Annotated in this window: 13 protein-coding genes and 1 riboswitch; of the genes, 8 read left to right on the forward strand and 5 right to left on the reverse strand. The window is 43.9% G+C overall.

Annotated elements, in window-relative coordinates:
- Positions 1-70 precede the first annotated feature (70 nt).
- The 5 genes from C8268_RS20990 to C8268_RS21010 all read left to right on the forward strand — a co-directional run bounded on the left by C8268_RS20990 (position 71) and on the right by C8268_RS21010 (position 5,097).
- Positions 71-2,056 carry a M1 family metallopeptidase gene (locus C8268_RS20990; protein WP_106769494.1) on the forward strand — a complete coding sequence of 662 codons (1,986 nt, stop codon included), beginning with the start codon at positions 71-73 and terminating at the stop codon, positions 2,054-2,056.
- A gap of 11 nt (positions 2,057-2,067) precedes the next feature.
- Positions 2,068-2,892, forward strand: a complete 825-nt coding sequence (locus C8268_RS20995; protein ID WP_106769495.1) for a hypothetical protein — start codon at positions 2,068-2,070, stop codon at positions 2,890-2,892.
- Positions 2,893-3,207: 315 nt separating this feature from the next.
- Positions 3,208-3,347: riboswitch (cyclic di-AMP (ydaO/yuaA leader) on the forward strand.
- Positions 3,348-3,350: 3 nt separating this feature from the next.
- A complete protein-coding gene (locus C8268_RS21000; RefSeq protein WP_106769496.1) occupies positions 3,351-3,824 on the forward strand; it encodes a C40 family peptidase in 474 nt (157 codons plus the stop codon).
- Between the two features lie 272 nt (positions 3,825-4,096).
- Positions 4,097-4,594, forward strand: coding sequence for a GNAT family N-acetyltransferase (locus C8268_RS21005; RefSeq protein ID WP_106769497.1), 498 nt, complete (start codon positions 4,097-4,099; stop codon positions 4,592-4,594).
- Positions 4,595-4,740: 146 nt separating this feature from the next.
- A complete protein-coding gene (locus C8268_RS21010) occupies positions 4,741-5,097 on the forward strand; it encodes a c-type cytochrome (protein WP_106770052.1) in 357 nt (118 codons plus the stop codon).
- A gap of 161 nt (positions 5,098-5,258) precedes the next feature.
- On the opposite strand, the gene C8268_RS21015 is transcribed toward C8268_RS21010, so the two are convergent.
- Both C8268_RS21015 and C8268_RS21020 read right to left on the reverse strand, forming a co-directional pair.
- A complete protein-coding gene (locus tag C8268_RS21015; protein ID WP_106769498.1) occupies positions 5,259-5,573 on the reverse strand; it encodes a 4a-hydroxytetrahydrobiopterin dehydratase in 315 nt (104 codons plus the stop codon).
- A 92-nt stretch (positions 5,574-5,665) separates the two neighbouring features.
- On the reverse strand, positions 5,666-5,959 hold the full coding sequence (locus tag C8268_RS21020; protein WP_106769499.1) for a hypothetical protein: 294 nt from the start codon (positions 5,957-5,959) through the stop codon (positions 5,666-5,668).
- 190 nt (positions 5,960-6,149) lie between these two features.
- On the opposite strand from C8268_RS21020, the gene motA reads away from it, so the two are divergent.
- Together motA and motB are read left to right on the forward strand one after the other, a co-directional pair.
- Positions 6,150-6,950: a flagellar motor stator protein MotA gene (gene motA, locus C8268_RS21025; RefSeq protein ID WP_106769500.1), complete on the forward strand. Its 801-nt coding sequence runs from the start codon at positions 6,150-6,152 to the stop codon at positions 6,948-6,950.
- Positions 6,934-7,773 (forward strand): flagellar motor protein MotB, encoded by an 840-nt coding sequence (gene motB, locus C8268_RS21030; RefSeq protein ID WP_106769501.1) that lies wholly within the window; start codon positions 6,934-6,936, stop codon positions 7,771-7,773. The genes motA and motB overlap by 17 nt, the downstream gene beginning before the upstream one ends.
- 59 nt (positions 7,774-7,832) lie before the next feature.
- Here the strand turns inward: motB and rluF are convergent, their stop codons facing one another.
- A complete protein-coding gene (gene rluF, locus C8268_RS21035) occupies positions 7,833-8,537 on the reverse strand; it encodes a 23S rRNA pseudouridine(2604) synthase RluF (RefSeq protein WP_106769502.1) in 705 nt (234 codons plus the stop codon).
- A gap of 37 nt (positions 8,538-8,574) precedes the next feature.
- Positions 8,575-10,866 (reverse strand): PAS domain S-box protein, encoded by a 2,292-nt coding sequence (locus C8268_RS21040; protein ID WP_106769503.1) that lies wholly within the window; start codon positions 10,864-10,866, stop codon positions 8,575-8,577.
- A 363-nt stretch (positions 10,867-11,229) separates the two neighbouring features.
- Between C8268_RS21040 and tadA the strand changes: the two genes are divergently transcribed.
- Positions 11,230-11,721, forward strand: coding sequence for a tRNA adenosine(34) deaminase TadA (gene tadA, locus C8268_RS21045; protein ID WP_420094256.1), 492 nt, complete (start codon positions 11,230-11,232; stop codon positions 11,719-11,721).
- A 95-nt stretch (positions 11,722-11,816) separates the two neighbouring features.
- On the opposite strand, the gene C8268_RS21050 is transcribed toward tadA, so the two are convergent.
- Positions 11,817-12,902 (reverse strand): hypothetical protein, encoded by a 1,086-nt coding sequence (locus tag C8268_RS21050; RefSeq protein WP_106769504.1) that lies wholly within the window; start codon positions 12,900-12,902, stop codon positions 11,817-11,819.
- Positions 12,903-13,316: the final 414 nt, after the last annotated feature.

The following is a 13,316-nucleotide window of genomic DNA, read 5'->3' on the forward strand; positions in this document are numbered from 1 at the left end:
TTTAACTAATAATCATCTAAAAGCAAACATATACATGCTGTAGATGCTTGTCAACGGGAGGTTGTTCGATATGGTCCCACCACGCGCCAAAGTCTTTCTTTCATCCCTGCTCGCCCTTGCTCTTCTTGGAGGGTCAATGCTGTTTCTTTTGCAGGGGAGCCGTGCTTCAGAATCTGTTCTCGCTCCAAATATGGGCAAGCCTGTTGTGGAGAAAGCTCCTTTATCTCCACCTAAAGCTCAGTACGATGTACCCGCTCCCGCACTGAGCAACAGACTGGTTGAATATCACATGGATGTCAGGTTTGAGCCGAGCGAAAACAAATTGAAGGGAAAACAGACGTTAACCTGGACTCATCCTGGTAAAAAAGCTGTAAACGAGCTTTATTTTCATCTGTACCCTAACGCTTTTTCCTCTAAAGACACTACATTTATGAAGGAATCAGACGGACGGCTTCGATCGGATCGGATGCCGGAGAACGGCTACGGTTCAATGAAAATTACAGGAATCAAAACGACCCAAGGGGTGTCTCTGCTCCACCGCCTTCAATTTGTTCAGCCTGACGACGGGAATGTGAAAGATCAAAGCTTGGTAAAGCTGCGATTGCCGCGCCCTGTTAAAGGCGGCGAAAGCATTTCGCTGAATATGGAATTTGAAGTGGATATGCCCAAAATTTTTGCGCGTATGGGTACAGCAGGGGATTTTGTGATGGCAGGACAATGGTTTCCGAAGATCAGTGTATACGAGCCTGTTGGCGTACGTGAACGTACTGAGGAAGGCTGGAACCTTCACCAATACCATGGGAATTCCGAGTTTTATGCCAATTTCGGTATCTATAGTGTACGTATCCGGGTACCGGAAAACTATATTGTCGCGGCTACCGGCTTTCCGACCAAGCCAGCTGTAAAAGAAAACGGAGAGAAGGTCTACCACTTCTATGCAGACGATGTTCATGATTTCGCCTGGGCGGCCTCGCCTGATTTTGTCGTAGCGGAAGAAGCCTTCTCAGCACCCGGTGTACCCGGCGTCCGCATTAAGCTTTACCTCGATCCAGTGCATAAAGATTTAAAAGACCGATATTTTGACGCTGCTCGAACGGCTCTAGCCTCTTTCGGAAAATGGTATGGCTCTTATCCATACTCCACTTTATCGATTGTAGTACCTCCAGATGCTGGTAACGGAGCAGGCGGTATGGAATACCCGACTTTGGTGACTGCGTTTGGAGCCAAGGACGATTCACCGGGGTACGAGCTGGAACGTACGATCATTCATGAAATTGGTCATCAATATTTCTACGGAATGATTGCAAGCAATGAGTTTGAGGAAGCTTGGCTTGACGAGGGCTTCACCTCCTATGCAGAGGATCGGGTTATGGAGCAAGAATATGGATTGATTCCAAATACAGCTGCACAAGCTGCAGCCATCACCTCGCCTCAGCCGTTGACACAGGAATCGTGGAAATTCGGCTCTCATGAAAAATATGCTTTAAACGTCTACACACGCGGTAAACTGGTGCTGCTAGACATTGAACGAATCGTCGGCAAGCAGACCATGGACAAAATCATGATGACTTATGCCAAGAAATACCGATTTAAACACCCGACAACCAAAAACTTTCAACAGGTTGTAGAGCAAGTAACCAAGCAGCCATGGCAAGCTTATTTTGATCAGTATATATACGGTAACCAAATGGCTGATGTTGCTGTAGAGAGCATCCATACCCAAAATACCGGAACCTCGGAAGCACCCGCCTATAAAACAGTAGTGAACATCGTCAGCAAAGGGGGCGATGTCTCCGATATCCCGATCAGGTTTGCATTTGAAAACGGGAAGAAGATCGAGAAGGTGTGGGATGGCAAAAACGGAAAAACCAAGTATGAAATCCAGCATAAATCTCCGTTGCTCTGGGTAATGGTTGATCCGAAGTACTCCATCGTGCTTGAGAACAAACATATCAATAACTATATGAAGGCGGGAATGGACCCGAAAGTTGCCACACGCTGGAACCTGAGCGTCACCAAGCTGGTGGAAACACTGTTCGGCAGCCTATCATGGTAAGGAGGGAGCACATGAAAAGCTACGCAGGCCAAGGCTGGACCAGTGTAAAAGATCAATTTTACGTTATTATACTTCTGTTTTTGTATCGTCTGCTGTGGGGATACTTTCTATATCGGCTCGTAAAATCAGCCGTTATCCCCCTTCTGCTGCGATTTCCGGACCCTGCTCCAAATGAGCTTAGCAAGCTGCTGTATTTTTACGAGGGCGAAATGGCCCTGGCCCAAAGCAACGACGTTCATACCTATGCCTGGTTACTGCTCGGCATGCTGATGGTCCGTATGATTTTAACTCCTCTGATTCATGCCGGTATATTTTACAATCTTCATCAAGAAGCAAGAGGCGAGCGAGGTCTGTTCTTTTTCAAAGGGATTCGCAAACTGTGGAAACCTGTAACTTTATTTTATTTCGCTGAAACCATTTTAACTTTTGCTCCTGCATACTGGCTGATCCCGAAAATGCTGCCTTTACTTATAGATGCCATCCGTGACCCGTCAGCTTTATTAAAGCTCGCTCCTTATCTGTTCTGCTGGCTGTTGTATGCATATCTTATTCACCTGTTTCTTCTTTACATGCAGTTCGGAAAAACGGCCGGTATAAGTATGTTGTCCGCTCTAACCATCTGCATCCGTCATATGAAAAAGGCGGTACACATGTCGGTTATGATCGGCGGAACCGCGATGCTCGTTCTCCTTCTGCTTAGTGGTCTTTCTTTACTTTGGGCTGGTCTGATCGGACTGATCATCCAACAAGCTTCTTACTTTATCAGCAGTTTATTTCAGCTGTGGGGCGTTACCGCCCAATATCATGTATGGCATACTCATCAACATCAAAGTTAAAAAGTGTTCACATATCCATAAAAAAACCTTCTCACTATCAAATTGTATCCCTTGTTTCCATCAAAAAAAGACAATTATACCCTCGAAATCATATAGCATTTCATACTGTCAAGCTATAAACAATGAATATATCCAGTCAAAAAATAAAAAAATCCCGTTCATTCCAAGGAAGAACGGGATTTTTTGGTTCAAATATTCTTTCCTCGTTTGCCAAATAGTTAATCCTCTGTTAAAATAACCAGTGTGTTAGTAACAACTTTGTCATCTTTACTGTAACTAATTCATAAGAATTCATAATCGTATGACTTATAAACTCAATTTTAAAAGCCGAATTCCCGTTGTAATCGGGAAGCGGGGGAACCGTCTTTGGGTGAATTGATCTCGCAACAGAGGGATCATAGGCTAACCTTCAACCGAACCCTTAAGCTAACCTCGCAGGTATGGAAGGAGATTATCCCTTGAAAAAGAAGTTAACTGCCGTCTCTCTTGGCCTGGCCATCGCTCTTACATTAGGTACCGGAAGCGCTTTCGCAGACTCCAAGCTACATCAGACAATCAAACCAGTCATCGGCGTCTCTTATAAAGCGGGTGGAACGACAACCAAAGGATTTGATTGCTCCGGATTTACAAGCTATGTGTTCAAGCAACTTGGAATGACTTTGCCGCGCTCATCGGCAGCCCAATATAAAGTTGGGACTCCCGTGCCAAAAAGCCAGCTGAAACCAGGCGATCTTGTATTCTTTAATACGTCAGGCAGAGGTGTCTCCCATGTAGGGATTTACGTAGGCGGCGGAAAATTCGCACATTCCTCAACCTCTAAAGGTGTCACGATTACCCCGGTAAACTCAAGCTATTTCGGCAAGCGTTATATTGGGGCCAAGCGGGTTATGAGCCCGAGCAAATATAAAGATGTCACAGTGAACTACAATTAAACGAATTTCATAAATGTAATTGACCTAAGCCCGAGTGAGATTTCTTTCTATCTCTTTCGCGGCTTTTTCTTTATACTGTTATAACGCATAGACCGATAAAAAAGTTTTTACTTTTACGAAAAAGAAATTAAAAAAATAATTTCAGTTCATTACTTGCCTCTCTTGCAGCACCTTAATATCAATTACCCCATCTAAAGATGTGAAAAACATCAATTTTGCAAATAATGAGCAGTAATTCAGAAGTAAATCATATGATGTAAGGAGAACTTATAATGCTTCCTAAGGCCCACCGGCTATATGCCGTTCCTATGAATTCGAACCATGCAGCTGAAATTTGCAGCTGGACTTACCCACCTCCATACAATATCTACGGCTGGCTGCCCTGGGAGCAAATGAAAGAGCTGGCCATTGAATTTGGCGATCCCGAAATTCGGAAGCAGCAGTATTTGTCCATTCTCGATGAAAAGCAACGGCTGTGGGGATTTGCGCAGTTATTCCCTTTAGAGGGCGTTACACGTCTCGGCCTTGGTATGCGGCCCGAATGGTGCGGACTTGGCATGGGCAAACAATTTGTAGAGTCTATTGTGACTGAAGCCAGACGGCGCCGCCCAGATGACGAAATTGACTTGGAAGTTCTAACGTGGAATAAACGTGCGATCCGTACATACGTTAAAGCCGGATTTGAGATTACGGATACTTACGAAAAGATGACCCCAACGGGTAAAGATCTATTTTATTGCATGGTCTATAAGCCGCTCCCCAATGTTTAGAAAACAGTGTACGATATCAACTATATATTTTATTTTTAAAAAACGTTATTTTTATTGGCTTTTTTTGTCATAACTGCTATGATGTCTTTATATGTTCGTTTATAATAGAAGCAATTGCAGTATACATAAGAAAGGACGATATGACGATGCAAAAATGGGTGATGAGCGGTTTGTTCTTCGTCGCATGCGGGTTAGCCCTCGTACTAATGTTTACGCTTCCAGGGAAACAACAAGTAGCTGAAGAAGCAAAACCTTCGATGCCTGAAGTAACCTTGGACCCTGCTGCAGCTGAAGCTACTTTGAAAGCCAGCTGTATTACTTGTCACGGTGACCAGCTTCAAGGCGGAGCAGCGCCAGCTCTCCAGCAAGTAGGCGGACAGATGGATACTCAAGCATTGTTCAACGTAATTTCGAAAGGCCGTAATGGCATGCCTCCCTTTAAAGATCAATTGAGTCCAGAGGAAATAGCCAATCTTGCACTTTATCTATCCGAGAAGAAATAATACAGTAGCTACTTTCTTAAATTTTACGGAGAAATACCCTCGTCGTCCTTTTTTAAGGGCGGCGACGTTTCTCCAAAGAAAACACAAAACACGCCTGAACAGGGATGTCCTGCTTCAAGCGTGTTTTTATAATTCTTATCTTTTGTAAAAAAACAAACGGCTTACTGCAGCTCCTTACTGTCTTTGGAACGGCTTTTTTCGTATGCCTCATTAAACTGCTGTGCCTCTTTGATATCTATAGCCGTAATACCGCCCTCGTCCCATGAAGTCAGTCGCAGTGTCACGGTTTTGTAGTCGATCGTAATGTAGGGATGGTGACCGAATGCCTCCGAAATCGCAGCGACTTCATCCACAAAAGCAATTCCTTTCATAAACGCAGGAAACGTGTATTTGCGGATAATCCACCGCCCCTGCTCCAATTCCCAGCCTTCCAGTCTTTCCAGATGTGTTTCAACTTCCTGCTGTGTATACAGCATCTTATCTTCCTCCCCAAAAAAACCTCTCCCACCAGTGCGGGACCAATGATTCATCTAATTGTATTCCATGGATCTCAGTTTCATTACTTAAGCTAGACGAGAGCTACAAACGCCAATTCTTCTTCCCCGATTAAAATATTGATCCGATAGTTTGTCTGATCATGAATAACAACCCCGCTCCCAACAGATATGACAGGCTCTGTCCCTAGAGCATAAAATAAATCCTCCGCCAGCGCTTCATGAACCTCATTTTTCTCTGAATCATCAAGGTTGTTCCATTCCTTCGGGTCCATTTCAAAAAATATATAGCTGTCCGCAATTCGCCCAACCGCTGCGGTTAATTCTGTCAAAATTTCACCGTAATCACGCCCATGTCGAACTCCCAACCACTTTCACTCCCTTCTGTCCCTTATACCTGCAAGTTCTTCTCCTTCTATTATACCGGAAATTACGGCTAAAAAAAAAAGGCTAACCTGACGATAAATAGTTTAATGCGCTCGTTTACACAATGATGTCTACCCAAAGGGGGGCAAAACGAAAGGATTCGTTAATTATTTCTCATGGATGAGGTGTATTATGGAAATTTCTACAATTATTGGTTTGGTCTTTGGAGTTATATCTGTACTTTTGGGAATGTTTTTAAAGGGAGCTTCGCTGACTGCCTTAGCTAACTCTGCTGCATATGTCATTATCATTGGCGGAACCGCAGCTACATTGTTCATAGGCTTCCCGATGTCGGAGCTCAAAAAATTTCCCAAGCTTATCAAAATAGCTTTCTCAAAACAAAAACTGATGGATAAAGCTGACTTGATCGCCCTCTTTATGGAATTTGCCTCCATAACCCGCCGCGAAGGTTTGCTGGCGCTGGAGTCAAAAGTTGATGAAATCAACGATCCTTTTCTCCGTAACGGAATGCGCATGATTATAGACGGTAACGATCAGGAGTTTGTTAGTGATGTGTTGATGGAGGACATTCACGCTACAGAAGAACGCCACCGTGCGGGTGCCCTTATTTTTTCCCAGGCCGGGATGTATGCTCCGTCTCTGGGGGTACTCGGTGCCGTTATTGGCTTGATTGCTGCCCTAGCCGAAATGGAAGACATGACCGCCCTTGCTCATGCGATTGGTTCTGCTTTTATCGCCACCATGCTTGGTATTTTTACCGGTTATGTCATCTGTCACCCTTTGGCCAACAAATTAAAACGCTTGTCCAAACGTGAAATGGAAATCCGGCTCATGATGGTGGAAGGTTTGCTTTCCATTCAATCGGGTGTATCAACAATTGCAATCAGCCAAAAATTGTCTGTATTCCTGACTCCTTCTGAGCGTGGTAAGATAATCGAAAGGGAGGCTGGTTCTAGTGAGCAGAAAGACTAGACACGAGCCCCACGAAGAACATGCTGACGAATCCTGGCTCCTTCCGTATGCAGACCTGCTGACTCTACTGCTGGCCTTGTTTCTAGTCTTATACGCGATGAGTTCAACTGACGCCAAGAAGTTTCAGGAAATGAGCGATGCGTTCAATGTTGTCCTGACCGGAGGTACGGGCGTTCTTGAATATAACAAAATAGAACCAAGCAATAGCAACCGTTCAGGTAGTAATGAGGCACTGAATATCCCGGCTTCGAAAACCGAAGAAAAGAAGCGTGCTGAGCTGATGAAGCAAGAACAGGAAGATATGGAAAAACTGAAGAAACAGCTGGACTCTTATATTAAGAACAATGGTTTAAGTACCGAATTAAGCACCCAGCTGAATCACTCACAGCTGATGATTACAATTCGGGATAATGCGCTGTTTGCACCAGGTGAAGCGACGGTCAAGCCCGAAGCTCGTGCATTGGCCAAAGAAATATCGAACCTGCTTCAGGAATTCCCGGACTACGATGTCATTGTATCCGGTCATACGGACGACTTTCCGGAGAACAGCAGCAAATACCCGTCCAACTGGGAGCTTAGCGCTGATCGGGCGATGCAATTTATGAAGATCCTCCTACAAAATGAGGCGCTGGATCCGAAACGGTTTATGTCGGTCGGTTATGGAGAGTACCATCCGATCGCAAGCAACAAGACACCTGAAGGCAAGGCGAAAAACCGGCGGGTAGAAGTATCCATTATCCGAAAATATTCGAGCCATAATACGTATACAAATGTAAGCAAATCACAAGATAAGTCGTCTAACTCGTCTAACTCATCTGACTAACAAACAACCGGTTCTCAGGGCGTATCCCTAAGAAACCGGTTGTTTTCTTGCTAAGATCATTAAATGAGTTTATAATCGAGGAGCTTTCCGAGCTCCTCTTTTTCCTGCTCTGTAAGATCACGCCAAGTTCCTGTCTTCTGACCGCCTAAACGTATATTCATAATTCGAATACGCTGCAACCTTCTCACACTATAGCCGAAAGCGCTGCACATCCGCCGAATTTGACGGTTCTTCCCTTCCGTTAAAATGATACGAAACACGCGCTCAGACATTCGGGTAATGGTACAAGGAAGCGTCATCTCCCCTAAAATTTTTACCCCGCTGGACATGCCTTTAATAAAAGCATTTGTGATCGGGCGGTCGACCGTAACGATATACTCCTTCTCATGTCTGCCTTCGGAACGTAATATTTTATTGACAATATCTCCGTCACTTGTTAGCAGAATTAAGCCTTCAGAATCTTTATCCAGACGGCCTATCGGAAAGATGCGCTCAGTATGACCAACAAAATCAACGATATTCCCCTTGATGTGGGACTCTGTAGTACTCGTAATGCCTACAGGCTTGTTGAGGGCAATATAGACGTGCTGAGACTTCTTTTCGTTGAGTTTGCGACCATTTACCCGAACATCATCCCCCTCCTCCACCTGACTGCCCAGCTCAGCCTTCACTCCATTAATCGTGACCTGGCCGTTCTTTACAAGCTTGTCCGCTTCCCGACGGGAACAAAACCCCGTCTCACTGATAAATTTATTAATTCTCAAGATGTCACCCTTTTCATCTAGACGTAATATAAAAGATCTATGTCGTTATACTTTTAACAGCAGTCGGAAGCAAAATCGTTACCGTCGTACCAAGCCCTTCCTCGCTCTCAATCTCCAATATGCCCTGATGACCCTGTATAATTCGCTGGCTCACCATGAGCCCAAGGCCCGTACCGGTCTCTTTACTCGTAATGAACGGTTCTCCTACATGAGGTAGCAAGTCTTCCGGAATTCCCTCTCCCTGATCGATAATTCGGACCGCCACCTGCTGCGGCGAATGCGGAGCGATTTCGATCGTAACATAACCGCCATCCGGCATAGCTTCTACCGCATTTTTAATGACATTGATAAACACCTGCTTCAGTTGATTCTCCTCACAGTGTACTAGCGCCGGTTCATTCATGTAATGGAAGCTAAATTCAATATCATATAAGCGTGCCTGACTGCTCAGCAAGGAGATGACGTCATTCATAATATCACGCAGGTCTTTCTGCTGAAAACAAACCGCTTGCGGTTTAGCCAATATGAGAAATTCACTGACGATCAGGTTGATTCGATCCAATTCAGACAGCATCAGGCTGATATGTTCCGAATTAACCTTATGAGTCTGCTGTTGAAGTTGCAAGAAGCCGCGGAGCGTTGTCAGCGGATTGCGGATTTCATGAGCTACACCGGCAGCCAGCTGGCCAACGGTTGTCAGCTTTTCAGATTGACGCAACAGTTCTTCCATTCGGTTACGCTCTGTCACATCCCTTGATACACTGACCATCGATGTTATATTTCCCATTTTGTCCTGGATTGGAGATGTACTGATGCTCACTTCAATTATACTCCCATCTTTACGCAGCCGAACGGTCTCGACCGATCCAAGCCTTTCTCCAGCCCTCAGTCGTCTCCACCGTTCCCTCTCCTCATCCTTTAACTCGGCCGGTACCAGCTCCAGCCTTCTTCCGATGGCCTCATGACTTTTCCAGCCGTATAACTGTTCAAACGCCTTGTTAACACTGATAATCGTACCGTGGATATCTGTCGTATGAATCGCATCGGCCGTCTGATTGATAACAGATTCGAGATACTCCTTAACCGACTGGTTTTCATCCACCATCTGTTTCAACTGGCTTGTATAATGCCCCAGATTGCTCGTCATCGCATTAATTCGTCCAGATAACTGCCCCAGCTCATCCCGGCTAGTCACTTCAAGACGCCTGTCAAAGTTTCCATCGGCAACCTCATTTACCGTTCCCAGTATAGCTTGAATAGGCTTAGTAAAATACGCAGCAACAATGTAGCTTCCGAAAATGACGATTTCCAGCAAAACAAGGGAAATCGCAGCCAGGCTGATCATCTGCTCCCGAACCACCGAAGAGATCGCATCATAATCCAAAACGATGCTGATCACATAAGGGGCCTTATTTTCAATTTTAATCGGAATAAAGCTTTTCATCACTTTCTTTCCGTTTACCGTGCTGACAAAAACGACATTCTTATTCGTTGTCACGGTTTCTTTAACGGCAGCCTGATCTTCCTCCAGAAGGCCATAGCTATAGGTCCCGAATTTGATCGGACGATTGCGCAGTTTAAAATGGACTCTATCCGTTCCATCCTTCTCCATAAACATATTGCCGAAAGTATCCGGATTAATGCCTGTTACTTCCAATATGTTAGGATTGGTTTTAATCGTCTGCTCTATGACAATATCCGGACTGGATATTTTAATAAAATCCTGAATGTCTGTGCTCCGGATATAAGGGTCGATAATGTAATTACGCTTGCCATCATAATAATATCCCCATTTACTAATAAACTCCGGTCTAGCCGTTGAGTATTCAAATGGCCCGGACCAGAAATGCTTCTCCGTCTGCCCTTGTTTAACCGAGCGCACTTCGTTATACATAAGCAGCTCTTGGAGAGCCGTATACCAATATCCCCATGACCGGGTTGACAAGCCAATTTCTTCAGCATCTGTAGAACGGGCAACAACAATATCGTCGTCCGTTTCAACCAAAAGTGAAATATGGGTCACCCCAAGCTCTTCACTAAGCTTAACAAGTTCTTCATTCGTTATGTTGGCAATGTCAGGATCGAGCATTTTGGCAGCATTCTTCGCAGCGACGTGAAGCAGATCCCCAAATACACCATCCACATATCTTGAACTAAAATCGGTCTGCTCCAGAGTAATCGCGATCTGGGTGGCGGTCATAACCATCTTGCTCTCACTGTCCTGCCTTAAATTTTCTTGCGTTGTATAATAATTAAGCGAAATGTTAAGCAGCAATATAAAGAGCACTGATAAGGACATCATCAACGATAATTTTGTTTTAATAGACAAAAGCACCTACACCTTTCAGCACTTCATTTGCAATAAACGGGTATAGCTGTCACATTTATGATAACGTGAGTCAGATGGTTTGAAAAGATTTTTTGAATATACATCATCCTTACTTACGAAAAGAACATTCATATCGTTGATCTTGATGAGTTCTTTATCTACAATAAAGAAACAAATCTTTGTGCTCTTCCACAAAAATGTCCACAGCTTGCTAACAAATACACATGATTTATGTGGATTATGTGTATAACTCTGTGTATAACTTTTTATTTATCCACAAAAGTGTCCACATCATGTTAACAAACGAATGGACGTTCGTTGTATAACCAATACTTTAGTCCCGGTTTGAAAGGAGATATTGGATTGACTTCACCATTTAACGATCCGCACGCTGTGGATAATTACGATCATGAATATTGGATGCGGGAGGCCATTCGCGAAGCGCGCAAAGCAGAACAGCTAGGCGAGGTCCCGATTGGCGCTGTTATTGTTCAAGGTGACAAGATTATCGGTCGTGGCTATAACCTGCGTGAAACGACTTTTGATGCGACAGCGCATGCAGAAATGGTTGCCATCCGCGATGCTAGCTCGCGTCTCGGTGCCTGGCGCCTCCTGGATTGCCGTCTGTACGTTACTCTGGAGCCTTGTCCAATGTGTGCAGGGGCCATTGTCCAGTCCAGAGTGCCTCAACTTGTTTACGGCACGTCAGACCCTAAAGCAGGCTGCGCTGGAACGCTTATGAACCTCCTCCAGGATTCCCGGTTCAACCATCGCACCGAAGTGATCCACGGTGTGCTGCAAGAGGAGTGCGCAGCCCTCTTAACCCAATTTTTTCGCCGTTTAAGAGGCAAATAAGAATCGCTTGTGCTATTGTGCAGCATCTTTCGAAAATTTAAATAACCCGGCCATTATAGCTTCGGCCGGGTATGTTCAATCATGAAATTTAGTAATTAGTAAGATTCCATTTGGTAGAAGGCTTCCTCAAGCTGCTCTATTGTAACAATGTCTGCATCCTTAGGAATACCAATCTTGAATGTTTGCTTTTCGTTGATCTTGCTGTATTGTGTATCACCTTTAATAGCCAGCTTCACGACGTCATTCGTTTCAGGATCTGTGAAGTCAACATTCATAACAAGCTCCTGATATACAGGGAAATCTTTCTTGTCAATTGCAGTTGTAATGTTAAATGTGTTGATCTTCAGGTATTTCTGGAGCTCTTCCAGACCTTCCTTAAATTGACCTTGATCCAACGAGCTGATTTCTTTCTTCGCCTGCTCAATCTCTTCTTTCGTCATACCGAGCAATTCACGGTACTCATCTTTGCCTGCAATATCCATAATCTTTGGCATAGACTTATTCACGAAGATATCCAATGCTTCTTTAACGTTATCATTAGTGATATAGAATTGTACAACTTGCTTCACATCCAAACCTTCGGGAAGGTTTGCATCTTTCGCTTCGATTTCCTTGAAGTATTTCGCTTGATCATACTCAGCAATCAAAGCGTTCAACACCTCAGCAGCGAATTTCTGGGACTTCTCTACATCCATAGCATCGGGACTAAATGTTTGCCCAGATTCTTCAGCAAGTTCTTTCAAGTCCATTTCAAGGTATTTACCTACAATATCCTCAGGGAATGGAAGAAATGGGATACTTGGAATCTTTATATAGATCTTGTCTTGGGTCATGACCATATCAATGTTGAAACTCATGGCCATATCGCCCTTCAGATTAATCCCCATTTGCATTTCAGTCTGTTGGGGCTCAGCTTGATGCACCCCAGTTAAAGTCAACTCAGCGTTCTTCAACATCGTAAGCACTTGTTCAACTTCTGGACTGTTTTCAGTAGCTGCCATTTTGATTTGAAGATCTTCGATAACGAAGCTGCTCTTCATCTCATATGACGTCATTTGCATCGCATTCGTTACAGCAGACGCCATGGCCTCTTTAGATTCTTGTTTCTGTGCGCAGCCCGACAACACAACTGTCAGCATTAACAGCATAGACAGCATCAAGGCTCCAAACTTTCTTTTCATATTACTAACTCTCCCCTCATAGCCATAAAAATAACAAGACCTCTTTATCATATACTATTTTAAACAAATGAGAAACACATAATGGAATTTTTTCTAAATATTTTTCCATTTCCTTTCCTAATTGAAGGTAATTCATCATAAAAATAAAACTTTTTCACTGTTGTTTACCATCAAGTTATTGATTACAACTGGGGCCCAAAAAATGAAACTTATATGTTCTATATACGGCAATTTCAGGAATTGGTTTCAGGATCTTACGAAAATTTGCACAACAAAAGAAACGCCTTTAAATCCTGTAAACAGGATGAAAAGCGTTTCATTCAGGGTACAAGACTTCTTTCATTAGAGCTCGCAAGGTTAACGCTAACATAACATTTTGAGGGATAATTTAAGGTTCATACGTACTTTCTTACA

Origin of the sequence: Paenibacillus faecalis, from assembly GCF_900289175.1 — a bacterium.
In the GTDB taxonomy this organism is placed as follows: domain Bacteria; phylum Bacillota; class Bacilli; order Paenibacillales; family Paenibacillaceae; genus Paenibacillus_AQ; species Paenibacillus_AQ faecalis.